Annotated in this window: 24 protein-coding genes and 2 tRNA genes; 14 read left to right on the forward strand and 12 right to left on the reverse strand. The window is 46.3% G+C overall.

Annotated features, from left to right (window positions below):
- Positions 1 to 95: 95 nt before the first annotated feature.
- The 5 genes from QUA77_RS20495 to QUA77_RS20515 all read right to left on the reverse strand — a co-directional run bounded on the left by QUA77_RS20495 (position 96) and on the right by QUA77_RS20515 (position 4,560).
- Entirely contained in the window at positions 96 to 302 is a 207-nt protein-coding gene (locus tag QUA77_RS20495) for a DUF433 domain-containing protein (protein ID WP_333452150.1), read from the reverse strand.
- Positions 303 to 371: 69 nt separating this feature from the next.
- Positions 372 to 1,091, reverse strand: coding sequence for a DUF2786 domain-containing protein (locus QUA77_RS20500; protein ID WP_333452152.1), 720 nt, complete (start codon positions 1,089 to 1,091; stop codon positions 372 to 374).
- A 178-nt stretch (positions 1,092 to 1,269) separates the two neighbouring features.
- Complete coding sequence (locus QUA77_RS20505; protein WP_333452154.1) at positions 1,270 to 2,487, reverse strand: DUF790 family protein; 1,218 nt, start codon at positions 2,485 to 2,487, stop codon at positions 1,270 to 1,272.
- Between the two features lie 15 nt (positions 2,488 to 2,502).
- Positions 2,503 to 2,964, reverse strand: coding sequence for a DUF3598 family protein (locus tag QUA77_RS20510; protein ID WP_333037618.1), 462 nt, complete (start codon positions 2,962 to 2,964; stop codon positions 2,503 to 2,505).
- Positions 2,965 to 3,018: 54 nt separating this feature from the next.
- Positions 3,019 to 4,560 (reverse strand): DEAD/DEAH box helicase family protein, encoded by a 1,542-nt coding sequence (locus QUA77_RS20515; protein WP_333452156.1) that lies wholly within the window; start codon positions 4,558 to 4,560, stop codon positions 3,019 to 3,021.
- 436 nt (positions 4,561 to 4,996) lie between these two features.
- Here QUA77_RS20515 and QUA77_RS20520 point away from each other — a divergent pair, with 436 nt between their 5' ends.
- From QUA77_RS20520 to mutT, 7 genes are all read left to right on the forward strand, one after another.
- Positions 4,997 to 5,842 carry a class I SAM-dependent methyltransferase gene (locus QUA77_RS20520; RefSeq protein WP_333452157.1) on the forward strand — a complete coding sequence of 282 codons (846 nt, stop codon included), beginning with the start codon at positions 4,997 to 4,999 and terminating at the stop codon, positions 5,840 to 5,842.
- Between the two features lie 103 nt (positions 5,843 to 5,945).
- Positions 5,946 to 7,034, forward strand: a complete 1,089-nt coding sequence (ald, locus tag QUA77_RS20525; RefSeq protein ID WP_333452159.1) for an alanine dehydrogenase — start codon at positions 5,946 to 5,948, stop codon at positions 7,032 to 7,034.
- 266 nt (positions 7,035 to 7,300) lie between these two features.
- Positions 7,301 to 7,382: transfer RNA gene (locus QUA77_RS20530), tRNA-Leu, on the forward strand.
- A 73-nt stretch (positions 7,383 to 7,455) separates the two neighbouring features.
- Positions 7,456 to 8,232 (forward strand): RNA methyltransferase, encoded by a 777-nt coding sequence (locus tag QUA77_RS20535; protein ID WP_333452161.1) that lies wholly within the window; start codon positions 7,456 to 7,458, stop codon positions 8,230 to 8,232.
- Positions 8,233 to 8,773: 541 nt separating this feature from the next.
- Positions 8,774 to 9,733, forward strand: coding sequence for an RNA polymerase sigma factor, RpoD/SigA family (locus tag QUA77_RS20540; protein WP_333037606.1), 960 nt, complete (start codon positions 8,774 to 8,776; stop codon positions 9,731 to 9,733).
- 221 nt (positions 9,734 to 9,954) lie between these two features.
- The gene (locus QUA77_RS20545; RefSeq protein ID WP_172187001.1) at positions 9,955 to 10,296 is read left to right on the forward strand and encodes a DUF760 domain-containing protein; all 342 of its coding nucleotides are present in this window, start codon (positions 9,955 to 9,957) and stop codon (positions 10,294 to 10,296) included.
- 174 nt (positions 10,297 to 10,470) lie between these two features.
- Complete coding sequence (gene mutT / locus QUA77_RS20550) at positions 10,471 to 10,875, forward strand: 8-oxo-dGTP diphosphatase MutT (protein WP_333037605.1); 405 nt, start codon at positions 10,471 to 10,473, stop codon at positions 10,873 to 10,875.
- A 54-nt stretch (positions 10,876 to 10,929) separates the two neighbouring features.
- On the opposite strand, the gene QUA77_RS20555 is transcribed toward mutT, so the two are convergent.
- Positions 10,930 to 12,168: a histidine kinase gene (locus QUA77_RS20555; protein WP_333452163.1), complete on the reverse strand. Its 1,239-nt coding sequence runs from the start codon at positions 12,166 to 12,168 to the stop codon at positions 10,930 to 10,932.
- Between the two features lie 53 nt (positions 12,169 to 12,221).
- On the opposite strand from QUA77_RS20555, the gene QUA77_RS20560 reads away from it, so the two are divergent.
- From QUA77_RS20560 to QUA77_RS20570, 3 genes are all read left to right on the forward strand, one after another.
- Positions 12,222 to 13,946 carry a DUF2079 domain-containing protein gene (locus tag QUA77_RS20560; RefSeq protein WP_333452165.1) on the forward strand — a complete coding sequence of 575 codons (1,725 nt, stop codon included), beginning with the start codon at positions 12,222 to 12,224 and terminating at the stop codon, positions 13,944 to 13,946.
- 250 nt (positions 13,947 to 14,196) lie between these two features.
- On the forward strand, positions 14,197 to 15,384 hold the full coding sequence (locus QUA77_RS20565) for a glycosyltransferase family 4 protein (RefSeq protein WP_333037599.1): 1,188 nt from the start codon (positions 14,197 to 14,199) through the stop codon (positions 15,382 to 15,384).
- A gap of 179 nt (positions 15,385 to 15,563) precedes the next feature.
- Entirely contained in the window at positions 15,564 to 16,808 is a 1,245-nt protein-coding gene (locus tag QUA77_RS20570) for an MFS transporter (protein WP_333452167.1), read from the forward strand.
- Between the two features lie 109 nt (positions 16,809 to 16,917).
- Here QUA77_RS20570 and QUA77_RS20575 read toward each other — a convergent pair.
- Positions 16,918 to 16,991 (reverse strand) — tRNA-Arg (locus QUA77_RS20575).
- A gap of 78 nt (positions 16,992 to 17,069) precedes the next feature.
- On the opposite strand from QUA77_RS20575, the gene moaC reads away from it, so the two are divergent.
- The 3 genes from moaC to QUA77_RS20590 all read left to right on the forward strand — a co-directional run bounded on the left by moaC (position 17,070) and on the right by QUA77_RS20590 (position 18,304).
- On the forward strand, positions 17,070 to 17,591 hold the full coding sequence (gene moaC, locus QUA77_RS20580; RefSeq protein ID WP_333452168.1) for a cyclic pyranopterin monophosphate synthase MoaC: 522 nt from the start codon (positions 17,070 to 17,072) through the stop codon (positions 17,589 to 17,591).
- A gap of 88 nt (positions 17,592 to 17,679) precedes the next feature.
- Complete coding sequence (locus QUA77_RS20585) at positions 17,680 to 17,937, forward strand: 2TM domain-containing protein (RefSeq protein WP_006633890.1); 258 nt, start codon at positions 17,680 to 17,682, stop codon at positions 17,935 to 17,937.
- Between the two features lie 64 nt (positions 17,938 to 18,001).
- Positions 18,002 to 18,304 carry a DUF3181 family protein gene (locus tag QUA77_RS20590; protein ID WP_333037589.1) on the forward strand — a complete coding sequence of 101 codons (303 nt, stop codon included), beginning with the start codon at positions 18,002 to 18,004 and terminating at the stop codon, positions 18,302 to 18,304.
- Between the two features lie 74 nt (positions 18,305 to 18,378).
- Here the strand turns inward: QUA77_RS20590 and murJ are convergent, their stop codons facing one another.
- Positions 18,379 to 19,992 carry a murein biosynthesis integral membrane protein MurJ gene (gene murJ, locus QUA77_RS20595; protein WP_333452171.1) on the reverse strand — a complete coding sequence of 538 codons (1,614 nt, stop codon included), beginning with the start codon at positions 19,990 to 19,992 and terminating at the stop codon, positions 18,379 to 18,381.
- A 379-nt stretch (positions 19,993 to 20,371) separates the two neighbouring features.
- On the opposite strand from murJ, the gene sfsA reads away from it, so the two are divergent.
- Positions 20,372 to 21,106: a DNA/RNA nuclease SfsA gene (gene sfsA, locus QUA77_RS20600; RefSeq protein ID WP_333037584.1), complete on the forward strand. Its 735-nt coding sequence runs from the start codon at positions 20,372 to 20,374 to the stop codon at positions 21,104 to 21,106.
- A gap of 9 nt (positions 21,107 to 21,115) precedes the next feature.
- On the opposite strand, the gene QUA77_RS20605 is transcribed toward sfsA, so the two are convergent.
- From QUA77_RS20605 to QUA77_RS20620, 4 genes are all read right to left on the reverse strand, one after another.
- Entirely contained in the window at positions 21,116 to 21,343 is a 228-nt protein-coding gene (locus QUA77_RS20605) for a hypothetical protein (RefSeq protein WP_333037580.1), read from the reverse strand.
- A 96-nt stretch (positions 21,344 to 21,439) separates the two neighbouring features.
- Entirely contained in the window at positions 21,440 to 22,717 is a 1,278-nt protein-coding gene (locus tag QUA77_RS20610; protein ID WP_333037577.1) for a S8 family serine peptidase, read from the reverse strand.
- A gap of 185 nt (positions 22,718 to 22,902) precedes the next feature.
- A complete protein-coding gene (locus QUA77_RS20615; RefSeq protein WP_333452174.1) occupies positions 22,903 to 23,367 on the reverse strand; it encodes a hypothetical protein in 465 nt (154 codons plus the stop codon).
- Between the two features lie 49 nt (positions 23,368 to 23,416).
- Positions 23,417 to 24,340, reverse strand: coding sequence for a hypothetical protein (locus tag QUA77_RS20620; RefSeq protein WP_333037569.1), 924 nt, complete (start codon positions 24,338 to 24,340; stop codon positions 23,417 to 23,419).
- Positions 24,341 to 24,418 lie beyond the last annotated feature (78 nt).

The following is a 24,418-nucleotide window of genomic DNA, read 5'->3' on the forward strand; positions in this document are numbered from 1 at the left end:
ATTTTAAATCACCCTAACCTTCCTTCAGTCTTGTCTTATGGTACTTTGGCTGCTTAAAAACTGTCCGGACTATTGCTATATCCCTCTCGCTCCAATTACCGTTTAGCTGCGAAACTCAAGCAAGCCCAAATATCCTGTTGGATGAGATAGGGAAAATCATCTAGAATTTCTTGATAAGTCATCCCAGAAACAAGATATTCCAGCACGTCATAGACTGTAATTCTCATGCCTCGAATACAAGGTTTACCACCTCGTTTACCCGGTTCGATCGTAATTATATTAGCGATCTCTTGGTCTGACATGGCTCTCTTCTGTTAGTTTCTGTTTTTAATTCTAACCTAGGAAGCTGATTTTCACGATGCACATCCTACTCAAAGACATTCATTAAGTTGTTTCAGATCCCCTTGCGGCTGCACTTGCTTATGCAAACTAATTTTGTCGCCCACTTCATACCCCGAATTAAAACCCGCCGCGCTGCTGACTTGAGAATCTGTTCTCGTTCTAATTTTAACCCCTCGGCCCTCTAGATAATCCGCGATCGCCTGTTGATTTTTCTCAAACATCGATCGCACTACAATCCCTGGAGTCGCCGCCGCATCCCCCGAACCCGGAATCCCCGACTCTTCCATCTCCTGTTTTTGTTCCAACAATCTTTGTCTTAACCTTGTCGCGCATCCAACCCGAAAAGCATTCAGATACGCCAACCCCCTGCCGTTTCCTTTGCGGTATTTAGCCCTTTTTTCAATTGCAGAACTCAAATACTCGTACAGATGTTTGCAAACAATCAGGTTTGTAGAAGTTCCCACCAAAAACATACTGCCATTATAAGTGTTTCGCATGGCATTGCAACCGTTAGCGTCGGCAATTCCCGACAGCAGCATCATTTTCCAAGTGACAAATTTCGATGTTGTTTCAACTGAGTTTTCGTCAATCTCTTCTTGGTGATTTGGTCCTAAATCCGCGAGGCTGAGATTGTATTGTGCCAGTAAAAGGGAAGCTTTTTCGGCCGCAGCAGTCGATTCGTTTTCATTTGATGAGGTGGCAAGGGCTAAAAGCTTTTTGATTCTTTCGACAATACTTGTGTCTGCCATTTTTCAATCGGTTTTAGGGTGAGAGTATGCGGTGGCAAGGATTTGGGTGAATTCCTATTTTAGTATAGCTGGCAATGTGCGATATTTTTTGAGGAGGATTTTTTTGAACCGCAGAGGGCGCAGAGGGCGCAGAGAGAGAGAGAGAAAGAAAGAAGTTCCCAACTGGGGCGCGGATTGGTTACTCTTCGAGGACTTCCAGGACTGATTTGGGCAACAATTTATCTTTAAACCAGACTACTTTTGCTGGCACGTCATTTACATTCACCCCGGCTTTTTCTAAATTCAGCCGTTCGGAAATAGCTAAAATCAAGTTATCGCATTCAGACTTATGTACTTGTGCAAATTTCTTTTGCAAATACTCCGGCCGCCAATAGCCAACTATTTCTAATAAAAATACTCGCCCGTCGGGATGCACCAACCGAAAGTCGGGAATCATCACACTACCTGGAATCGGAATTAAATCAACTTCTCGCTCTAGTTGCCACTCGGTTTTTGTAGAATTCCATCTCTCAGCAAATGCGGCTTCTAACATACTATCATAAGGCTTGCCAGGGGGATAGTGGCTGACTAAACCGCAGTCGGAATTTAGGGTGAATTTACCTGTTTTCAAAACGCCACTAAAAGGGTCTTTTGTGTGCAGTGTCGAGTGCATACTCCATTTGGTGACGTGCAGCAGTGCGGGCAGCATTTTCGCGAGGGCTAAGCCGTACCGAGTGCTGGGTTTGAACAAGCTTGTAGGGCCGTCTATTGTCAGTGTAAAACCGTGGTCTGCATCGCCTTCAATGTAAGTCATTAATTGAAATAGTTTCAGATAGCGAAATAAGAGTTTGTATTCTCCTGGATCGTTGCGGTGGGCGGTTAATTGGACTTGACTTGCTCGGTAAAATATGCCTTGAACTTGAGAAAGATTGTATTTGTGAAGCAAGTTTTCGGGAGTTGGTGCATTAAACTCAGTGAGGATTTTATTTTCGTTTAAATCGGCGTATAAACCTGTAGTGATTTCGTGAGGTAAAACTTCTCTGTTTAACTCTTGGCTGAGTTCACTTGCTACTTTTTCCAGGGTTAATTGGGTGGATTGAGGGCTGGGAGTCGATCGCGCAGACAAGGCAAAAACCCGCTGTCTCAACTCTGAGGGTTCTAGGGGACTGATGACTTCCAAGGTGCAGAAACCGCCTTTCAGCAGGTGCGCTAATCCCCGTTTCAGCCGATAATCCGGGCTGTCGCCTTCTAATTCTAGCAAGCGTCCGTCGAGCTCGCCTTGGGTTTTGCCGATCGACTCTTGAAAGCAGTCGATCGTTTCCTTTGCTGCTTCTAAGTTTTTAGCATCTATCTTGAGGCGGAGCGGGATGATTGATTCCCCGTTTTGGCGGTGACTTAATAAATCAGTTGGTAGCATAAGCAGTGAAAAGTTTTACTCAATTTTTTTTTCAACAATCACCGTAACTCCCCTAAGTTTTCCCTCTTCAGTCAAGAGTTGGGTAGTCCGAATTCGCCGATCGGAACTGACGATATTGATGGTTTCAACAGCCATCAGAATGCCAGTTGCTTTGTCCCACGTTTGAAAAATTATCAAATTATCTCCAACTTCTGTGGCTAGTGTTTTGTAGTTGGAAAAAACCGAGTCTGGGCTTTCATATTGCACTTGCCCTTCACCGACAACATGACCCACAAAATTTTTGGTTTCACTCTTGCCATTGGCATAAGTTTGAACGTTTGTTTGCCTCCACTCGTTGTCAACAATTTTCATGGTTAACACTGATGTCAAACGCTCGGTTTCTTTGCAGTCGGCATCGAGTCTTGTCCAGTTTCCCTCCCAAACTCCAATATGCTTGGGGAAGACTTTAAAGTTAGTTATTTGTGCAGTTGCGCTCATTTTTAGGTAAGGTAAATTAGTTGTTAATGAGATTATACACTAAGTTTGCAATATTTAATCTTCATTTTCTTCATCATTATTTTCTCCCCATTTTTGAGGCGACTCGGCCGCGCGCTGGGTTGTCTGGCGGTTGACTCCGTAAATCGGAGTGGGCTTGATAATTTGTACTTGCTGATATTCTGGCTGGGGCTGTTCAATTAGTGTTTTTACTTGGGGTTTGTGAGGCTGCATTCCTCCTCGGCGGCGTTGAGAAGTTCTTTCTTCGCTGGTGTCTTCGGTGACGACTTCGTAGAGAATTGCTAACTTGTTTGCATCGCTGCTTTTGCGGAGAACTCGACCCAATCGCTGAATGTACTCGCGTTCGCTGCCCGTTCCTGACAATATGATAGCAATTCTGGCGTCGGGAACGTCCACTCCTTCGTTGAGGACGTGGGAGGCGACTAGGGTTTTGTATTCGCCGCTGCGAAAGCGATCGAGGATTTCGTGGCGTTCTTTGACAGGGGTTTGGTGGGTAATTGTGGGGATGAGAAATTCTTGGGAAATTCGGTAAACTGTGGCGTTGTCACCCGTGAAAATTAGGGTGCGTTGGGGAGAATGTTCTGCTAGTATTTGGGCTAAGATTCGCAGTTTTCCTTCGGTACAAAGGGCGATTTCTTTGGCTTGGCGGTGGGCTAGCATGGCGCGCCGTCCTAGGGGCGATCGCGCGCTTGCCATGATAAACTGTTTCCAACCTTCGAGGCTGGATATTTTGATGTTAGACTGTTTTAAGAAGTCGTTGCGAATGTTGATTAATTCTGCGTAGCGAGCACTTTCTTCTTGTGACAGTTTTACCATGATTTGAACTATTTTATGATCTGCTAAAGCATCGCCTGCCAAATCTTCGGGTCTTTTGCTAAATACTGTCGGGCCGATCAGGAAATGTAAATCGCTGTGGCGGCCATCTGTGCGATCGGGTGTAGCTGTCAGTCCGAGTTTAAAAGGCGCGATCGCATATTCGGAAATTACTCGATAAAAGTCCGTTGGCAAATGGTGGCATTCGTCAAAAACCAGCAAACCGTATTTATTGCCCAAGGTTTCTGCATGAATACTTGCACTGTCGTAGGTGGCGACTAAAATTGGCGTTTTGTCCCGCGAACCTCCGCCCAACAATCCGATTTCGATGTCGGGGAAAGCTGCTTTTAAATTAGCATACCACTGGTGCATTAAATCGAGAGTTGGTACTACAATTAATGTACTGCGACCAGTGACTTGCATGGCCAATTGTGCCAGATAAGTTTTGCCGGAAGCGGTGGGGAGGACGACTACTCCTTGGCTTCCTGCTTCCTGCCAAGCGACGAGGGCTTGTTCTTGATGTGGGTAAGGCTGCATTTCCACGCTGGGTACGAGTTCGAGTAGTTCGTATCCCCTAGCTTCGTCGGTGAAATGAATGCACTCGGCTTGGAGGCATTCTACCAGCGGGCGGTAGTGAATGGCTCGAATGCGGTATTTTTCCACGCGATCGTCCCAAGTGGCAAAGTCCACCCAGTCTCTGCCTTTGGGCGGCGGGTGCAGCAATAGAGTTCCGCGATCGAATGTTAAGGTAGGTATGCGTGGCATTGGTTTAGATAGGGGGCGAGTTATGCCTGTTAAATTATAAGTGACCGCTCAAATATATTGACAGCAGAGTCTCTATCAGCTATTATTTAATCACATCTCTTAGACCCTAATGTATTTTAATCTAAAATAGGGTTAACTTAAAATTAAATAGTAATCCTTTCAGGATTTGTCAAAGTCAAGATTTCTTTATTTACTCGTTCTATACACCATCAGGGTTTCCTCTACAAAAAATCTCGTTCACAAATCAAATAGGATTACCCTAGCATTTTTTGTAGCCGACCAAATTGCCCCCATGTCAAAAATGTAAAAAAAATGTAGTAGGTACTTTAGTCATTGCTTCTGAATTGGCAAAAAAACGTAGGCACTGACTATACAATGCTTGGTATTGATTAGATATTTTCCCCAGGGCTTCGAGTTCAATTATCATCGGAATAATATGTTTGATTTTATCGAATACAAAAAAAGATTTTTACAAGCGACTAAGGACTGGAATAACGAGAAGTGGAATAATTTGGATGACAATCCATTCCTGCTTTCGGCCCCCATGCTTCAAGATTGTCACGTTAAGAATTGTCGCTTTGTTGAAAGTCGATTAAAGATATTGGAATATCTGCCGAAAGATAGTGTGGTGGCTGAGGTGGGAACTCAATACGGCCGTTTTGCGGAAAAAATTCTCGCTATTGCCAAGCCCAAAAAGCTGCATTTGATCGATTATAATTTTGATTTATTCAAAGCAGAAATAAGCACAAAACAAAAAAGTCTAGTTCAAGAAGGGATAGAAAATGGAACGGTAGAGCTTCACGAAGGGGATTCTTCGACAATTTTAAGGAGCTTTCCTGACGAGTATTTTGACTGGATATATATCGATGCCGACCACGAATATCAAGGTGTATGCAAAGATATTCAGCAAGGTAAAACAAAAATTAAAGCCGAAGGAATGATGGTTTTTAACGATTACACGAATTGGTCGGTAGGCGAGGTGATGCCTTACGGCGTGGCGAAAGCAGTCAATGAGTTTTGTATTGCGAATAACTGGGAACTCGTATTTTTTGCCTTTCAGACCCTAGGCTATCACGATGTTGCAATCAGGAAAAATACTGGGGAAACGGCACTGCGGATTCCCTCGGAGGAAGCCAATTCCGAATTGCAGAATTACCAATATCAAATTCAACAGCTACAGTTACAGTTGGAACAAGCTAAAAAGACGATCGACTTGATGGAAAACGATCAATTTGGAAAAATGCGATCGATCTGGCAAAAAATCCAACAAAAATTCTCCTAGCCCAGCCGGATTGCCAAATCTAAAATCTACAACGGTATTGTCCCGCTGGGGATGGTTTTTAGGTTAGATTCGATCTATGTATGCCTGAGATTAGAGGTTATAGATGGAAATAGGCGTCCCCAAGGAAATCAAGGATTTAGAGTTTCGAGTCGGGCTTAGCCCCACAAGTGTTCGGGCTTGTTCGGACAAAGGCCACACAGTTTTTGTGGAAACGAATGCTGGTGCTGGGGCCGGTTTTGCGGACGAGGACTACGTTGAAGCAGGCGCTAAGATTGTCTTAAAGGCTTCAGATGTCTGGAATCGCGAACTAATTGTTAAAGTTAAAGAACCGCTGCCTGCTGAGTATCCGCTGATGCAAAAAGAGCAGTTGCTGTTTACATATTTGCACTTGGCAGCCGATCGCACATTAACCGAGTATTTAATCAGCAGCGGAGTCCAGGCCATCGCCTACGAAACCGTCGAACTCCCGGACAGAAAATTGCCGCTGCTGACACCGATGAGTATTATTGCAGGGCGTTTGGCCGTGCAGTTTGGAGCTCGGTTTTTGGAACGACAGCAAGGTGGTAGAGGCGTACTTTTGGGTGGCGTACCGGGCGTAAGACCGGGTAAAGTTGTGATTTTGGGCGGCGGCATCGTCGGCACAGAAGCAGCGCGAATTGCTGTAGGAATGGGCGCGAGAGTGCAGATATTAGACGTAAATGTCGATCGCCTAGCCTATTTAGAAACTCTGTTCGGTTCCAGAGTAGAATACCTCTACAGCAGTCCTTTACAAATAGAAGCAGTTGTTCCCGATGCTGATTTATTAATCGGCGCGGTTTTGGTCTTAGGTAAAAAAGCTCCGGTGCTGGTTTCTCGCGAATTTGTTGCGAAGATGCACCCCGGTTCTGTGATTGTTGACGTAGCCGTTGACCAAGGCGGCTGCGTGGAAACTTTGCGGGTAACTTCTCACACAAATCCTACTTATGTTGAGGAAGGAGTTGTGCATTACGGCGTGCCGAATATGCCCGGTGCTGTGCCTTGGACTGCGACTCAAGCTTTGAATAACAGCACTTTGCCTTATGTTTTGCAGTTGGCAAATAACGGGATTAAAGCTTTGGAAATGAATCCGAGTCTGGCGAAGGGATTGAACGTGCAGAATCATCGATTGGTGCATCCGGCCGTGCGCGACGTTTTCCCCGATTTGGCTGATTAGATTCCCCTTTTTTCAGCAAATCCCGTAGGGTGCGTCAGATCAAAGCTTGTGGATTATTAATAACGGGACGCGATCTGAGGCACCCTACTCAACTACACAGCGTTTTGCGATGTTTGGCTAACAGTAAATACTCCAAACTAAAGGATTTCTCAACCCGAACATTAATTTGTGCAAAAAAATATTACTCGCAGCCCACAAAAAAATAAATTCCCCAAAACACTTGACAGATTCGCGAAATTATGGCAAAGTAGTAATTCGTGACCGATGCGGAACTGGCGGAATTGGTAGACGCGCATGATTCAGGTTCATGTGGTGCAAGCCTTCCGGGTTCAAGTCCCGGGTTCCGCATTCCAAAGGCAGAAGGAAGTTTGGGGTTAACCCGATACAGGCAATAACCCCATTCGCTCTGCTGAATAAAACAATGCTGACAAGTATTCAAAACCCCCTAGTTAAAGAAATTCGCAAGCTGCACAGCTCGAAGGGACGCAGGGAACAACAATTATTTTTACTCGAAGGGACGCACTTGCTGGAGGAAGCTTGCGCTGCCAAATACCCCCTAGCAACTGTTTGCTGCACTCCCGAATGGCTGGATCAGCACGGGGAACTTTGGGAGCAAGTTGGTAATTTAGCCGATCGCACAGAATTAGTAAGTGCAAAAGTGTTAGAGTTGATCGCCACTACAGTCCAACCCGACGGCATTGTCGCCACCGCACCCCGCACTGCAACAGAACCCGCAAAATTGTCAACTTTAGGAATAGCCTTAGAAACAATCCAAGATCCCGGCAACTTGGGGGCGATCGTCCGCACGGCTGCGGCTGCTAATGCCGACGGTTTGCTGCTGAGCGCAGACAGCGCCGATTTAGACCATCCCAAAGTGCTGCGCGCCTCAGCAGGAGCTTGGTTTAAGCTGCCAATGGCAGTCAGTCCAGATTTAACTGCCGAAGTCTCCGCGTATAAAAATCGAGGAATGCAAATTTTAGCAACCGTCGCCGGGGCCAGTTTAAGTTATTGGGAAGTAGATTTGCGAGTGCCGACTCTGATAGTTTTGGGCAACGAAGGCTCTGGTTTGTCGGAAGAATTGAGGAGTTTGGCCGATCGACAAATCCAAATTCCCCTGAGTCGTGGCGTAGAATCTTTAAATGTGTCGATCGCCGCAGCCCTCATCTTGTACGAAGCTCAACGGCAAAGAAGTCATTAGTTATTAGTCATTAGTCATTATCTGTTGGGGCGGGTTCATCAATATCTGTAACTTCATATTCAGGGTATTGAAAAGCTGTTGGGCATTTAAATTGTATTTTTTGTATTTTTTTCTTGCACTGTGCCAAAAGGATCAAATTCCCTCCCATCTCCCCCTCTCCCCATTCCCCCCATCTCCCCCTCTACCAATCTACCCCTCTGAGATGTGGCGGATGTTGTTTATATTGATGCAAACTGTAAAGCCAGGAAAGCGGGTACTCTCGTATCAACAGTCCAGGCTGGTATGAAATAAATATGAAGAAGTGTAGCCAAGTGCTCTCACAAATGTTAAGATTCTTAACATAACGTAGTATTGTGCACGCCCCAACCAAAACCTAACCTGAGACGGTGCTGACTGGGAGTAGTAGCTAGCTACCATAAAATTAAGCCTCTTTAAATGGAAGGAAAGCGCAAGTCCCCGCCCGCTTTCCTTCCCAGCTAAAGCTAGGGGTTTGCGACTACCGCAAACCTTTAGAGGCACAGATCCTCAGCGGGAAAAGCTCATGAAAACTCTTAAGTCCTCAGATACAGATTCTGTTCGCGCTTACTTGCGGGAAATCGGCCGCGTTCCCTTGTTGACCCATGAGCAAGAAATACTCTACGGGAAACAGGTACAGCGCTCAACCGCACTGCATCAGGAGAAAGATATTTTAGCCGAAGAGTTAGGCCGCGACCCGACGGCGGCTGAATGGGCACAGGCAGTTGGGCTGTCTGAGGCACAGTTGCAGCGGACGATCGAAAACGGGGAAAGGGCAAAGCGCCAAATGGTGGAAGCGAATCTCCGCCTGGTAGTCTCTGTTGCCAAGAAATATATCAAGCGCAACGTAGATTTACTGGATCTAATTCAGGAAGGCACGATCGGGATGCAGCGGGGAGTAGAAAAATTTGACCCGACTAAGGGCTATAGATTTTCTACTTATGCTTATTGGTGGATTCGTCAGGCAATTACTCGGGCCATTGCCGAAAAAGGCCGCACCATCCGCTTACCGATCCATATCACCGAAAAGCTCAACAAAATTAAAAAAGCTCAGCGCCAACTTGCTCAACAGCTTGGTCGCGCGGCCACGGCTGCTGAATTGGCATCAGAGCTAGAATTGACTCCCAAACAGATTCGCGAATATCTCGATCGCGCGCGCCTGCCACTTTCCCTGGACTTGCGTGTGGGAGACAATCAAGATACAGAGTTGGGCGATTTGTTGGAAGATACGGGTACTACGCCAGAAGATTTTGCCCTGCAATCTTCCCTGCGGACTGACTTAGACCACCTGATGGCGGAACTGACTCAGCAACAGCGAGAAGTGCTCGCCTTGCGGTTCGGTTTAGAAGACGGGCAAACCCTAACTTTGGCCAAAATAGGCGATCGTCTCAACATCAGTCGGGAACGAGTGCGGCAAATAGAACGGGAAGCTTTAACCAAACTCCGCAAGCGCAAGCAAGATATCAACGATTATCTAGCCAGCTAGGTAGATTGGGGATTGACGATCGGGTTCCCCCCACTTGCAATCCCCTATCTAAAATCGTAAAAACCGCCGCTTTTAATTCGGTTGTGCCCACTTGGTTGCTATGACTGTCCTGCTACATTAGTAATTACTTAGTAATAAAGATCAGCAGCCATCAGATAAGGGTTATTTAATTTAACCGCCCGCGTCTAACATAACAAGCTGTGTCTGAAACGGAGGTACTCGTGAGCAACTCATCTAATAAATCCCCAGAATTCTTTGAAGAAGACGGAGAAAATGCCAACTTATTATGGCAATACGTGCAGTCAATGGCTCCCGACACAGTTTCTCAGTTGTCTAAGCCGACTTCTCACGAAGTGTTTCAAGTAATGGAGCGAAATATTGTTGGACTTTTGGGGAATTTGCCTTCGGAACACTTCGGGGTGACAGTGACTACCAGTCGCGAACATTTGGGTAGATTGCTCGCCTCGGCTATGATTAGCGGTTATTTTCTCAAAAATGCCGAACAGCGAATGACTTTTGAAAAGTCGATACAAGCCAGTGAGAGACATGGCTCGGACGATTAGTAGATTCTTAACATTTAAGTGATCCAAGTGTCAAGCCCCCCCTCGCAAGATGGGGGCTTAATATTTTAGATTTTAGATTTTAGATTAAAAAATAATTGAATAATTATTGATATTATTCTTAAATTCCCCATTCCCCATTCCCCATTCCCTATTCCCCATTCCTAATTAATAAATATGTCTCTTCCTCCTTTTGCCCACAAAGTTATCGGCGTTGCTGCAATCTGGAACGATCGCCAACAAATTTTGATTGACAAGCGCCGACAACATGGACTGCACGGGGGTTTCTGGGAGTTTCCGGGCGGAAAAATAGAGCCTGGGGAAACAATCGAAGCTTGCATAAAACGGGAAATTATGGAGGAGTTGGGGATTGTCGTAGAAGTTGGCGATCGCTTGATTACAATTGACCACGACTACACTAAATTTACAGTTAGACTATACGTGCACCACTGCCGCCACGTCAGCGGGGAACCGCAAACGATCGAATGCGATGAAATTCGCTGGGTGACACTCGACGAAATTGACCAATTTACTTTTCCCAAGGCAAACGCACAGATTATTGCTGCACTGCGGAAAAGTTGAGCTGTAATATCAAACTCGGTTGCTACTGACAACTGACAAATTTACAGCTAAGTTTTATTTTTGGACGGGCAGAGTAAAGTGAAAACAACTGCCTCTATCGGGTACAGAGTCTACCCAAATTTGACCGTAGTGGGCACGGATGATGCCTTGACACAGAGACAGTCCAATGCCGTAACCGTCTGTTGATTTATCTCGCTGCAAGCGAAAGCTGTCTTCAAAAATGCTCGCGCAATCTTCTTCAGGAATTCCCGGGCCGCTGTTGCAAATGCTGACTTGAACTTTGTAAGCGGTGCGGTGGAGAATTGAAAGATTAACAGTTCCTCGGTCTGGGGTGTACTTGCTGGCGTTGTCAAGCAGGTTGACTATGACTTGTTTGATGCGATCGGGATCGGCATAAACCAAGGGCAAATCTGCGGGAATGTCTGTTTCTAAGTTCAGACTTTTCGCCTGAAATTTGTCTTGAAATTGCCCTATTACATCTTGACAAATCGCTCCCAGTTCGATTTTTTTTGGTTCAATGTGGAGTTGAGCGTTTGTACCCCGGGCTGCTTGCAGGATATCTGTAATCATCCGATCGACAATTCGGATTTGGCGGCGGGCTTGTTTCATCAAATGAGCTGCCAGACTCGGTGTCAAACGTGACTTTTCCCCCTCTTTCACCTTCTGACTTGACTCCAAAGTCTCCAAAGCCAAAGATGCGGCCGTTAAGGGATTTCGCAAGTCGTGAGCTAGCATCGCAATAATCCGGTCTTTCAACTGCAACTGCTCTTGCAGGTGTTCTTTTTCCTGTTTGAGGCGAAAAACTTCATCGGAAAGCTGCACAATTTCGGCGGCGCAAGCAACGGAATAGATTGGTTTTGCGTCAGTCAGGGTTTCCGCGAGAGCTGAGGCCGACTGCTGCTGAGCTGCGTATTCTTCTACAGAACGCTTCCAGCGCGGCCACCAGTGTTCGAGTTGGGCGATTAAATTGCTGCCGGCGAGAGTTTGTCGGGGATCGGGATGAATTTTGAGCAGCGAGGGAGTGGCTACAAGTTTAAAGTGTTCGGCTAAATCGGGCTGTTCTCCTACGTCGATGATTTGAAGCTCAAAGTCGCACTCTGCTTTCAAATCCTTTAGGGACTTGCGGATGTGTCTGGTCTGTTCCCGGGAAGAGGAACGCTTGTCTACAAACAGCAAAAGCTGTAAAAGCGGTGCGGGATTTACCGGCTGTTCGGGAGAACAGTCAGTGCCGCTGGTGCCTGGTGTTGGATGGACGCTGTTGAGCTTTTCGATCGGGTGAAAATAATTGAGCATTGCCGAGCCGAGTTATTTCACTTCTACTTTAATTTAATACTTACTTTAGATTTATGCTATTGTCCGATAATTTCATTACAGGCGGGCAGATGATATTTTTGAGATGGAAGAAAAATGAGTCGCTGCGGGTGGTGGTTCAAGTGGCGGCGGCCTTTTTTGTGCTGTGCCTGTTGCTGACGCTGCACCGCTACTACAGCTTTTACGCTACTTACGACCAAGGCATTTTCAATCAACTTTTTTGGAATGGCACTCAGGGTCACTTGTTTGAGAGTTCCCTCTCTTCGGCTTTGTCCACTAATGTGGTTCACCAAAACCAGCTCCCGTCCGTATCTTACTACCGGTTGGGGCAGCATTTCACCCCGGCGCTAATGCTGTGGCTGCCAATTTACTCGCTGTTTCCCTCGCCCGTCACTTTGACTGTGTTGCAGGTGACTTTAATTACGGCGGCTGGAGGAGTGCTCTATGCTCTCGCCAGACACTATCTGGAACCAAAGCTGTCGGCGACAATTGTTGTGAGCTATTACTGCGCTAACGCGGTCATCGGCCCGACTTTGGGTAATTTTCACGATATTTGTCAAATCCCACTTTATGTCTTTGGCTTGCTGCTGGCGATGGAGAAGCGCTGGTGGCCGCTGTTTGGGATTCTGGCAACTTTAATTTTGGCCGTGCGAGAAGATGGGGGAGTTGTTTTATTTGGCGTCGGAGTTTACCTGATTTTGAGCCGGCGCTACCCTCGGACTGGTTTGGCTGTCTGCATACTCAGTTTTGGTTATATGATCGTCCTGACCAATCTGATTATGCCTTTGTTTTCTGCTGATATATCCCAGCGGTTTATGATGGAGCGCTTCGGCCAATATGCCGATGGAGATGAAGCTTCTACTCTAGAAATTATTTGGGGAATGGTGAGCAATCCCGGGCGGTTGGTGGCTCAATTATTTACGCCGTTTTTTGGTAAGATTAGATACCTGCTTGGTCAGTGGTTGCCATTAGCTTTGGTTCCTGCTTTCGCGCCTGCGTCTTGGATGATAGCTGGATTTCCGCTGCTGAAGCTATTTTTAGCGAAAGGAGAGTCGGTGCTGGCGATTAATATTCGCTATGCGATGACTGTGGTTCCAGGGCTTTTTTATGGGGCAATTCTGTGGTGGGCCCAGCGTCAAAAGGAAGAAGATAGAATGGTGAGAGAGGAAAGAATGTTTTTGCGTTTTCCTTCTGCTTTATTTCCTCTGCCTTCATCTTCAAAGTTTCGCCGCTTTTGGGCGTTTTGCATCTGTTTGTCGCTATTTTTTACCTTCACTTCTAACCCAAATCGGACTTTTTCTTGGATTTTGCCCGATGCGATCGATCCTTGGGTGCAGGTTCCTCTTGTCAGACAATGGCAGCACGTTTTGCAAGTGCGGCCGCTGTTGGCTAAAATTCCTGCTGATGCTAGCGTGGCAGCGACGAATACTATTGTGCCGATTTTGTCAAGCAGGCGGGAAATTCTCAGGTTTCCGATGTTTGAACTCCGCAATGATGCGGGGAAGGCAGTGAAGATGCAATATGTAATTGCCGATCTGTGGCAGTTGCAGCAGTATCAGACTGCGTTTCGCGGGGAACGGGGACAGTTGCGGGAGATCGTACCGGCGATCGATCGAATGTCCAAATCTGGAGAGTACGGAATTGTTGGCTTTGAAGACGGCGCGATTTTGATGCGTCAGGGTGCTGTTTCTAATTCTGCATCGGCTGCTGCTTGGACCCGTTTTCGCGGTGAATTGGAGCCGATTTTGAAGAAACGGTAAGCGGGTAGTTACGATCGCCATTGCTTGCCTCAGTGCCTTAAATCTTGAGGAAACCTGTTTTTTTCAGGTAATGGCGATCGAGCAATTTCATGCAAAAACCAGCTTTAGGCATGATTTTCTGTCTTTGTTCCTGCCAAAAGTCAGGCATTGGGCATCAACTTGCGATCAACTTAAATTTAAGGCTGAGCATTATACAATAAATCTGTTAACTCTAAACATTAAGTTATATAAATTATTTGGAGGGAGAAAGATGAAAATTTTGGTATTGGCATGGGAGTTTCCTCCCAGAATCGTAGGCGGTATCGCCCGCCACGTATCGGAACTATATCCAGAATTAGTGAAGCTGGGGCACGAAATTCACTTAATTACAGTAGAGTTCGGCCACGCGCCGATGTACGAAGTGGTGGAAGGAATACGTGTGCATCGGGTGGTGGTGGGGCACGCCAGGGACTTTTTTCACTGGGTGGCGAACCTCAACCAAAGCATGGGCCACCAAGGCGGGAAACTGATGCTTGAGGAAGGCCCCTTTGATATCATCCACGCTCACGATTGGTTAGTGGGAGATGCGGCGATCGCCCTCAAGCATACCTTTAAAGTACCGCTAATTACCACCATCCACGCCACCGAATACGGGCGCTTCAACGGCATCCACAATGAAGGGCAGCGCTACATTAACGCCAAGGAAAACGACCTCGCTTACAATTCTTGGCGAGTAATTGTTTGCAGTGATTATATGCGGCGGGAAGCCGAACGGGTACTAGCGACTCCGTGGAACAAAATAGAGGTAATTTACAACGGAATTAGACCCGATAAAAAGCCCCGTTGGCACGAATTTGATGCGATGGATTTCCGCCGAAGGTTTGCTGCTGACGATGAGAAAATTGTCTATTATGTAGGAAGAATTAGCTATGAAAAAGGCATTGGTGTATTTCTAAATGCGGCACCTAAAGTAATTTGGGAAATGGGGGGTAAAGCGAAAATTGTAATTGTTGGCGGCGGCAATACAGACCATCTTAAACATTTAGCTTGGCATTTGGGAATTTGGAATAAGTGTTATTTTACTGGGTTCATGTTTGAGGAACATCTCGACAAATTCCAGACGGTGGCTGACTGCGCGGTTTTCCCCAGTCTTTACGAACCTTTTGGGATTGTAGCGTTAGAAAGCTTTGCTGCAAGAGTGCCTGTGGTGGTTTCGGATGCGGGCGGACTTCCAGAGGTGGTGCTGCACACTAAAACTGGCGTTGTTACTGAGGCAAACAATCGGGATTCTTTGGCCTGGGGAATTTTGGAGGTTTTGAAAAATCCGGGTTACGCGCAGTGGTTGGTTGACAATGCTTATCAAGATTTGGAACGCCGGTTTAGTTGGCCGAAGTTGGCGATAGAAACCCAGTGGGTTTATGAACGGGTGGTGGAGGAAAGGGCTGAGGTTGATTGGTAAGAATGCTCTTTTTTGACGGTTGACGGTTGAGAGTTGACGGTTGACGGTTGACGGTTGAGAGTTGACAGTGAGTCGAATATCAACTTTTTTGGTGCAAATCTTAAGAATTTGTAACACAATGATAGAGACACTCGAACTTACTTTGAGTGCAATCGGAAGATTTAAAGGGAATTAGCATCTTGAATATTTTTAGGGAAATCGATCCCCAACCCAGACGCAGCTTACTGATTTTATTCACTGCAGGCCTGCTATTCTGGTCGAGTTTGGCTTCGCTACTGCCAACTTTGCCGCTGTATGTTCAATTTGTGGGCGGCACAAAACAGCAAATTGGCTTTGTGATGGGTGCATTTGCGATCGGACTTTTGCTATCGAGGCCGCAGTTGGGTAAAACAGCCGACAGCAGGGGGCGAAAACAAGTTTTGCTTCTAGGCGCGTCAGTCGCTGCGATCGCCCCTTTGGGCTACCTGTTAGCTCAATCTATCCCCTTACTGTTACTTATTCGCGTTTTTCACGGCATTAGTATCGCCGCTTTTACCACAGCTTACAGCGCTTTGGTAACAGATTTATCGCCGCCAGGAAAGCGGGGCGAATTAATTGGTTACATGAGCTTGGTGAATCCTATTGGTCTAGCAGTTGGGCCGGCTATTGGCGGATTTGTGCAAGCTTGGGTTGGTTATACTCCTCTGTTTGCGATGTCGGCGGCGTTCGCTGCAACGGCTGTAGTTTTTACCTGCAAAATTGCGGAACCTAATTTTGTAGATTTAACACTCTCGGACTCGCTATCTGAGGACAAAAATAGCCAAAAATACTGGAAAATGCTCTGGAATCCGAGAGTGCGGATTCCGGCTTTAGTGTTATTGGTAGTTGGTTTAGTATTTGGAACTTTGAGCACTTTTATGCCTTTGTTTATCCAAGAAACTAAGACTAATTTGAATCCAGGATTATTTTATTCGACGGCGGCTATCGCCAGTTTCGGTATACGGTTGCTCACGGGACGGGCTTCGGACAAATACGGTCGTGGCTTGTTTATTTCTGCAGGCTTAATCTGTTATGCCGTGTCGATGTTATTGTTGTATTTTGCTAACACCAGCAGTGCTTTTTTAATCGCCGCTTTGGTTGAAGGTTGCGCGGGCGGTACGGTTTTGCCGATGATGGTAACGCTGATGTCGGACAGGTGCGAACCTCATGAAAGGGGGCGCTTGTTTTCCCTTTGTATTGGCGGATTTGATTTGGGCATTGCGATTGCGGGGCCGACTTTAGGCTTTGTGGCTGAACAAGTTGGCTACAGAAATATGTTTGGTTTTGCGGCTGGACTCGCTGGTTTGGCTTTGCTGGTTTTTATTACTCAGTCTAGCAAGGGCTTATCTAATTCGATGAAATTTGCGATCGGTCGAGGCAAAGATATTTATGCTTTGCATCAGTAAACGTACCCAATTAAAAAAGTTCTGAGTTTTAAGTCGTGAGTTGAATTAATTTCTTAATCCAAAACTCAAAACTCAAAACTCAGAACTCACAGCTTATAACGTTTTTAAATGGGCTTGGAGGGATTCGAACCCCCGACCTCATGGTTCGTAGCCATGCACTCTATCCAACTAAGCTACAAGCCCCTGTTGAGTTCAGATTTAATCTAAAATTGATTAAGTTCTTTTCTCACAGAATCTAACAGTAACACCATTACCAAAATAATGCAAGACCTTTCGCAAACTTTTTCTAAATTGCCCGATGCGACACAGCTAACTCACCTCAACAACAGCGGGGAAGCCCAAATGGTGGACGTTTCAGCGAAGGTGCCCACTGTGCGGCAAGCTGTGGCGGCTGCCAGGGTGCGTATGCTGCCGGAGACGTTTGCGGCGATTGAAGCGGGGAATGCGCCGAAAGGTGATGTGTTGGGCACTGCAAGGCTGGCTGGAATTATGGCGGCGAAACAGACTGCACATTTGATTCCTCTGTGCCACCCTCTGCCGCTGAGTAGTGTGGAAGTGCAGGTGATAGCGGATGCTGGGTTGCCGGGGTATCAAATTCGAGCGACGGTGAAAATTAAGGCGGAAACTGGGGTGGAAATGGAGGCGCTGACGGCGGTTTCGGTGGCGGCGCTGACTTTGTATGATATGGCGAAAGGATTGGAAAAGTCGATCGCCATTGAGTCAATTCGACTGGTGAGTAAAAGTGGCGGCAAGTCTGGAGACTATGAAAATGTAGAGGCATAAGTTTCCTACCGAAAGAGGGATGCAGCATTCAAAAAGCTGCACTTATGATTAAAATAGGCACAGAACTACTAATATCAAGTGAAAAACTATGCCTCCTCGTTGGCCCCGCAAACCCGATCGCAATGATCCAGAGTACCGCCGCTTAGATGACCGGATGAATTTTGCTATCCACGTCGGTCTTTTTTCTGCTACCAATTCAGGTTTGTGGTTTGTTCACAATTTGCAAAAGGCTGATTGGCCTTGGGCTATTTCGGTAACGGGTGGATGGGCTCTAGTAGTTTTGGCCCACGCGATTTACCATTTTGCGATCGCCGATTATTCGCCCCTCACCAAAGATTCTGGCTGAAGGCAGTTGGCGGCGATTTGTTAAGTCTTTTGATTGATAACAAATAACTTTCGGCTTTTTTGATATGGCTAATACTACACAGGCGATCGAATCCTTAGCAGCCGAAATCGGCGAAAATGTCTACATTGACATTGCCAAATGGCATTTGTATCTGAGAGATGCTCACCTGCATACCGTTGTTGCCGAACAACTTTATTCCATGCTGGAAGATGGCAATTTAGATGCTGACAAAGTTGGACAAGTTTTGCAAGGAATTCCAGTCAAGCTGGGCGGCGGCAAGCGGGAAGTGCCACTGGCAGATTTGATTCCGATGCAGTGTCAAGTTCAATTGATGGATGTTCTTGAGGAATTTCAGCGGAAAATGTAAAGGAAAGGGCGGGTTTTGTACGCAGATTGTGGGCGTTGTGTCTGGTATTTCGCCCTTAACCCGCCCCGACAATTTTATTTGCGAAAACGGCCGCGAATGCGATCGACAAACATATCAACTTCCGGCAACTTCATCTGACTGACAAACAGGGCAAAAACTCCTAACCCTACAAAACTTGCCACACTCAACTGCACTAATTGAACGACCAAACCTTCAGTACCCAAAACTCTTTGACAGCTTTGCAGAGTAGCTAAGGTAACGAAAGCAGTTAAACAACTGCCAGAAGTTAACCCCAGAAAAGGTAAACTCCACTCCCCCCAAGGCAGGCCACCCAGCTTTTTATCTAAACAGTACAAAAGCATAATCATCGAAAGAAGATTCACTCCCACCGTCGCCAAAACTAATCCGGGCGCCCCAAAGGCTCCAACCAACAAATAATCCAAAAGAGCGTTTAAAAAGATATTGATAATACTGATGCGAAAAGGGGTTTCCCCGTCTCCCAAAGCGTAAAATACCCGTACCACAACGTCGCGTCCCAAATACACAAACATTCCAATACTGTAAGCCATCAATATCGGCGCGACAAACTGCGAGGCTGACCGATCAAAAGCATAGCGTTCGTAAACAACGCGGACGATCGGCCCAGCCAGCGTTATCATTAAAGCGCTCAGCGGCAGCATTGTAAGGCCGGTCAAAACTAAAGATTGACGAATTCGATCTTTTAATTCCGGCCAATCTCTCGGATCGGTGAGGCGAGAAAATATGGGTAGAAATGGCACTAAAATTACATTAGAAATGATGCCTAAAGGCGTCATGACTAACAAGCCACTGTAACCCAACGCAGAGGCAGCTTGAGGGATGTAGGATGCGAAAAATAGGTCAGTATAAACATTAATTTGCAGCATTCCTGATGATAAGGTAGCAGGAACCATCACCTTAATTACTTCTTGCACTCCCGGCCGTTTAAAATTAAACCGCAAACGCAATGTTCCCAACCCCGCGCGCCACTGCGCCAGCAGTTGCACCAACCACTGCAAAACTGCACCCGCTAACGTTCCCCAAGCTAACACTAAGCCACCCATTAGTGCGTATTCCGGCTGAATAATTTTATCTCCGAGTTGCATTGCGAGAATACCCAAACCGCCAACAAGTGCAACGCTGGAAAATAAAGGGCTAATTGATGGCAACCAGTACATATCGGCGGCGTTGAGAGTGCCGAAACCAATGCCGATTAAGCCTGAAAGTAATGCCATCGGCGCCATAATCCGAAATTGCTGGACGGCAATTGCTTTAATTTGTAAACCTTCTGCTGTTCTATTTAATCCCGGTGCCACCAAATCGATCAGCGGATCGGCAAAAATAATTAAAGCGATCGTCACCAACAGCAACAAGCCCCCGACTAAGGTGGTGATAGTCTCGACTAAGGGTGCTGCTTCTTTTTTATCCCGGCGGGCTAAAACACTGACTATGGCGCTGTGAAATGGCCCGTTAATCCCTCCGAGCAAAATAAATAAGAAACCAGGGATGACGTAGGCGTAGTTGTAGGCATCGACGGCGACACCGACTCCAAAGGCTGCGGCGATCGCAATTTGGCGCACCAATCCAAAGACTTTGCTAATTAGAGTGGCGACTGCGACAATGCCGGCAATCCCTGCGAGGGAACGAGAGGGCTTCTGTAATTGGGACACAAATGGTTACAAACGCTAATGCTAAAAGGATTCACTTATTTTAATCGCGAATCGGGAGAATCATATCATGAACTCATAAAACTTCTAGGGGGAATTGCGCGGATACCAATTTTATCGATATTACTGACTTGCGGAAATTCAATAATCGATCGGGACTCTTCGTCCTAACTACAAACCGCAGTTTCGTGCTATGATGCGTCAATCTAAAATCTACAATCTAAAATCTACAATTTAAAAATGATGAAATAAATGAGTTGATAAAAGCAGATAAATAACATATAATTGATAACTTATGATCGGTTGTGTTAGCTCCCCGACTTATTTAAAAAGTGCGAACCCAGGTATTCGGTTATAGGTAAAATCTAAAATCTAAAATATAATGACTGGCTTAATTTACAAATATCCTCCTCTTTTACCCGGAATTCTCATCAAACGTTACAAGCGATTTTTTGCCGAAATAGAACTAGATTCGGGAGAAATAATCACCGCGCACTGTCCGAATACTGGCCCGATGACTGGTGTTTACATTCCGGGCAATCCAGTGCTAGTATCTCCCAGCGACAATCCCAAACGCAAGTTAGCTTATACTTGGGAATTAATTAAAGTTTGCGACACTGTGCCAACTTGGGTAGGAGTTAATACTGGGCTGCCAAATCGAGTAGTTAAATTAGCTTTGGAATTGAAATTGTTTCCAGAGTTGGGCAATTACAGTTTAATTCAACCGGAGGTTGTTTACGGCACTGATAAAAAAAGTAGAGTGGATTTTTGGCTAACTGGTGAGGAAAAACCAATTTTTCTGGAAGTGAAAAATACAACTTGGGTAAAAGAGGAGTTGGCTTTATTTCCTGATACAGTGACGGAGAGGGGACAAAAGCATTTGAGAGAATTGATAGAAGTGGTGCGGCAGGGTTCGAGGGCTGTAATGCTGTATTTTATTAATCGCGGGGATTGTACTGATTTTGCTCCGGGGGATAGTGCCGATCGCCTTTACGGAGAATTGTTCAGACAGGCGATTAGTGAAGGTGTAGAGATTTTGCCCTGTCGCTTTGACGTGACGCCAGAAGGCATTCGCTATTTGGGGTTAGCAAAACTGGATCTACTAACCCCTAAATGATTGATTAGTTTAAATTGCCTGCATTTCTCGATCGATCTCAACACTAGCCACGCCTGGTACGCTCTTTAGTCCTTCTAGCTTCGACTCAGCAACTTCTCCAGTAACGATACCAATCACAGGCAGCACCTCATCTACTTTCATTCCCGCCGATTCTAAGGCAGTGACAACCGATTGAATTACCGATATGTTTTGGTCGTCAACAGTCACTATAATGCGCTGTACTTGTTCGTCAGACATATTTAGCATCCTTTGGAGCAAATCCATTGCGGTATTATAAATTGTCTTCTGTTAGATCCCCGCAGGCTAGTGCTGCGGGGATTTGAGTATTCTGCATTACGGAGCTTGTACTAAACCGCTTCCGACACGAGTATTTGGCAACGGTAGCGCCATAGCATAGGCAGTCAGCAATTGCCAAAGTTCAGCACCTCGTTTACCAGTCGATTCGGCATACAAGGCAGCGAGCCCAGCCACGTGCGGTGTAGCCATGCTAGTGCCATTGTAAGCAGCATAACGCCCTTTATCCATAGGCACTGATGAGTATACTTTCACTCCTGGAGCGGCGATATCGACTTTAGTTCCTTGAATTAGGTCAGAGCTAGCCGAGAAGTCAGGCACTTGGACGCAGTTATCGACGGCTGCAACAGCCATAATCGAGGGACTATTCGCTGGTTGTCCAACGGTTTTGGTTGGTCCGTGGTTGCCGGCGGCCGCCACGATCAGACACCCATTTTGTAGTGCCCGACGACCGACAGTTTCGTAGGCTGTAGAGGGCTTTGGATTGGTGTTTCCTAATGACATAGAGATCACTTGACACCCATTGGCGATCGCCCATTCCATCCCAGCCAGAATCCAGCCACTAGCGCCACTACCGGCATTACTCAACACTTTACCGACATAAATGGTCGATTCGTAAGCGATCCCGTACCTGCGGCCGTTAAGATCCTTGAACCCGCAGGCTGTCCCGATGCAGTGCGTGCCATGACGGTTGCCATCTTGTACGTCCTCCCCTGGTACGAAGGACTGCGATACGATCGATCGACCTGCGAAGTCGGGATGTTGGAGATCCATCCCCGTATCCAGCACAGCAACTTTCATTCCACTACCAGTCAACAGAGAGTTCATCACCTTCGTTGCCTTCAAACCCCAAGTAGACTCGCTATCATCGGAAAAACATTCTTGTTTCTCGATTTCTGCTGCTTCTGTAGTAGTGGCTTTGTCGTACAGGTTATTCACCGCATCGCGATAACCCCGCAAATAGTCTGCCGACAACCCATCACCAATGGCGTAGAAAGTGCGCTCCGGTTCGATCGCCAGAATAGCCGAATCCTCTCCCGCTGATGTCATGATGTTGCTGAAAGCCCCTTCGTCTAACGAGACGACGGCCACGCCAAGAGTGGGAAACACCGCTCCCCCTGCTGCTTCAATTTGGCTCAAGTCTAGAGCAGAGTCCGGGAAATCGGCAGCATTTGCCAGGTCTCTGATGCCAGTTTGGTCGTTCAGAAGGTCTAACCCTTCTATCACCGCATCATCGCGGAAAGTAATAATGTAACGCCCTGTCGTTTCATCAGCTTGGGCAGTTTCTGGGATGGAAAAACTAGGTTGTTCAGACATAAATACCTCTTATTGAGTGTTATTAGAAATCCATGACAGTTTTTCTGACATGAATTTCTACTTTTTTTGATGCTGACTCGACTTATTTAGGACTTACGCAAAAGAGCAATTTTTACATTATTTGTGGGGTAAGGTGCGGTGTGCTGCGCCCTACAGATACACTTTGTACGTAAGTCCTGTGCTGTTTACTCGGCTAATTTGCTAATTTGATGGTAAAGTTCGTCATCTAACCGTCCTTCTCCTGTCTGGATCAGCCATTTTTCTAAAGTACGGTTTTTATCGGGAAAGTGTTGGGATTTACCATTGCGTCTAGCCACGATCAATCCATTAGAAATCACAATTTCCCGATCGCCCTCTACCTCTTCACCACTTTCTCGGACAATCAAACCACGATACCCCAATCCTTCATTAACAGCTCCTTCTCCTTGATGTGTAGACAATGATTGAAGTCGTTGTGTAAACTGCTGAGATTCTTGCACTGTCAATTCCCAATGTGGGTTTGGTCTGCCACTAAACATATCCACTTCTACTTGCATCTTTTTGTCTCCTAAAGCTGTGACCGAACATCCAAGCAAAGTCACCAAAAACATTAAAAAACCCAAGCCAATTATCCTTTCTAGATATGTTGTGAGTGAATAAGCCCGTTGCATGGTCTTCTTCTCCAGTGTGGGGAACCCACATTCCGCAGTGCTATAGATTCTATTTAATCTTTTGGCTCTTACAAGTGTAAAAGTAGCCACAGAAGATGGTGTAAGGCCCACGGTTACAGGTAGCTGGGTTAGTGATGACTACGCCGCTGTTATCTGTATTCCGAGCCGCTGTCGAACCCGGTTTGTGACCCCAAAATCCTTCTCGCATTTTGCGATACCAGTGGAAATCAACAAAGCCCGGACCAGGGGCGATAACCAGTGCTACTAAATAGCGAGGGGCTTCTGAAGCGGGGAAACAATCGTAGCGTTTGTGCAATCCATCGCACAGAGAAGCTTTGGTAACTTCTACGCAATTAATTGCAGTGTACTGATGTCCGCATCCTTTTCCTGGTTGGGCAAAAGTATCTGTCCGCTTATTGCTCGCATAGTTATAGCAGTTGTTTTTCTGCCGGATTACGGGGTTGTTGTTCCAGAAGCCGGGGTTATAGGGCGAAGTATCATAAAAGCAGGTAGCAGCAGCCTCACTTGAGGTTTCTACCGCCATGTTTGGTAAGTCTTCAACATCAGATACTGAAACTCTGCTGCTGGTTTCCAGTTGTTGTCGCAGAAAATTCTGCAACATTTCATCTAAAGGTAGTTCTTCTCCGAAAGCCGATGCTTCTGGAGATGATTCTGCACTGCTCATTAAGCCGATCAAACGCTCAGCAATCTCGTTCGCTTTATCGCTAGCAGCACTCGCACCTGCTGCCATATACATACTAGCGGGTAGTTCAAAGTCTTGGGCAAGCTCGTCAGAGAGGGGTTCAATGGTGAAACCGCGAAACCCTAATCCAGCATCAGCAGAAGCTGCTTCGGCTACAATGCTACGATTGTTAGCAATCTCTTTGAGCGTAGTTCGAGCTTCTTCCTCGTCCGTAATAATCCACTCTGGAGCGGGTCTTCCGGAAAATATATCGGCAGTAATCCGTAACATACTTAACCTCTTTTTTGAGTAGTTTTCAGCAAACAAACTCCACCTTAAAGTTGTTTAATAGCTAGAGAAGACAACCTT

The sequence above is a fragment of the Microcoleus sp. K5-D4 genome, assembly GCF_036704575.1.
GTDB lineage: Bacteria > Cyanobacteriota > Cyanobacteriia > Cyanobacteriales > Microcoleaceae > Microcoleus.

Excerpts from the sequence above, each read along its gene's own strand:
- QUA77_RS20605 (WP_333037580.1), bottom strand. The coding sequence starts at position 21,343 with ATGTCTGACGAACAAGTACAGCGCATTATAGTGACTGTTGACGACCAA.
- QUA77_RS20505 (WP_333452154.1), bottom strand. The coding sequence starts at position 2,487 with ATGCTACCAACTGATTTATTAAGTCACCGCCAAAACGGGGAATCAATC.
- QUA77_RS20520 (WP_333452157.1), top strand. The coding sequence starts at position 4,997 with ATGTTTGATTTTATCGAATACAAAAAAAGATTTTTACAAGCGACTAAG.
- QUA77_RS20535 (WP_333452161.1), top strand. The coding sequence starts at position 7,456 with ATGCTGACAAGTATTCAAAACCCCCTAGTTAAAGAAATTCGCAAGCTG.
- QUA77_RS20610 (WP_333037577.1), bottom strand. The coding sequence starts at position 22,717 with ATGTCTGAACAACCTAGTTTTTCCATCCCAGAAACTGCCCAAGCTGAT.
- QUA77_RS20510 (WP_333037618.1), bottom strand. The coding sequence starts at position 2,964 with ATGAGCGCAACTGCACAAATAACTAACTTTAAAGTCTTCCCCAAGCAT.
- QUA77_RS20555 (WP_333452163.1), bottom strand. The coding sequence starts at position 12,168 with ATGCTCAATTATTTTCACCCGATCGAAAAGCTCAACAGCGTCCATCCA.
- QUA77_RS20500 (WP_333452152.1), bottom strand. The coding sequence starts at position 1,091 with ATGGCAGACACAAGTATTGTCGAAAGAATCAAAAAGCTTTTAGCCCTT.
- QUA77_RS20620 (WP_333037569.1), bottom strand. The coding sequence starts at position 24,340 with ATGTTACGGATTACTGCCGATATATTTTCCGGAAGACCCGCTCCAGAG.
- QUA77_RS20515 (WP_333452156.1), bottom strand. The coding sequence starts at position 4,560 with ATGCCACGCATACCTACCTTAACATTCGATCGCGGAACTCTATTGCTG.
- QUA77_RS20540 (WP_333037606.1), top strand. The coding sequence starts at position 8,774 with ATGAAAACTCTTAAGTCCTCAGATACAGATTCTGTTCGCGCTTACTTG.
- moaC (WP_333452168.1), top strand. The coding sequence starts at position 17,070 with ATGCAAGACCTTTCGCAAACTTTTTCTAAATTGCCCGATGCGACACAG.
- QUA77_RS20585 (WP_006633890.1), top strand. The coding sequence starts at position 17,680 with ATGCCTCCTCGTTGGCCCCGCAAACCCGATCGCAATGATCCAGAGTAC.
- ald (WP_333452159.1), top strand. The coding sequence starts at position 5,946 with ATGGAAATAGGCGTCCCCAAGGAAATCAAGGATTTAGAGTTTCGAGTC.
- QUA77_RS20565 (WP_333037599.1), top strand. The coding sequence starts at position 14,197 with ATGAAAATTTTGGTATTGGCATGGGAGTTTCCTCCCAGAATCGTAGGC.
- QUA77_RS20590 (WP_333037589.1), top strand. The coding sequence starts at position 18,002 with ATGGCTAATACTACACAGGCGATCGAATCCTTAGCAGCCGAAATCGGC.
- sfsA (WP_333037584.1), top strand. The coding sequence starts at position 20,372 with ATGACTGGCTTAATTTACAAATATCCTCCTCTTTTACCCGGAATTCTC.
- mutT (WP_333037605.1), top strand. The coding sequence starts at position 10,471 with ATGTCTCTTCCTCCTTTTGCCCACAAAGTTATCGGCGTTGCTGCAATC.
- QUA77_RS20615 (WP_333452174.1), bottom strand. The coding sequence starts at position 23,367 with ATGCAACGGGCTTATTCACTCACAACATATCTAGAAAGGATAATTGGC.
- QUA77_RS20560 (WP_333452165.1), top strand. The coding sequence starts at position 12,222 with ATGCTATTGTCCGATAATTTCATTACAGGCGGGCAGATGATATTTTTG.
- QUA77_RS20495 (WP_333452150.1), bottom strand. The coding sequence starts at position 302 with ATGTCAGACCAAGAGATCGCTAATATAATTACGATCGAACCGGGTAAA.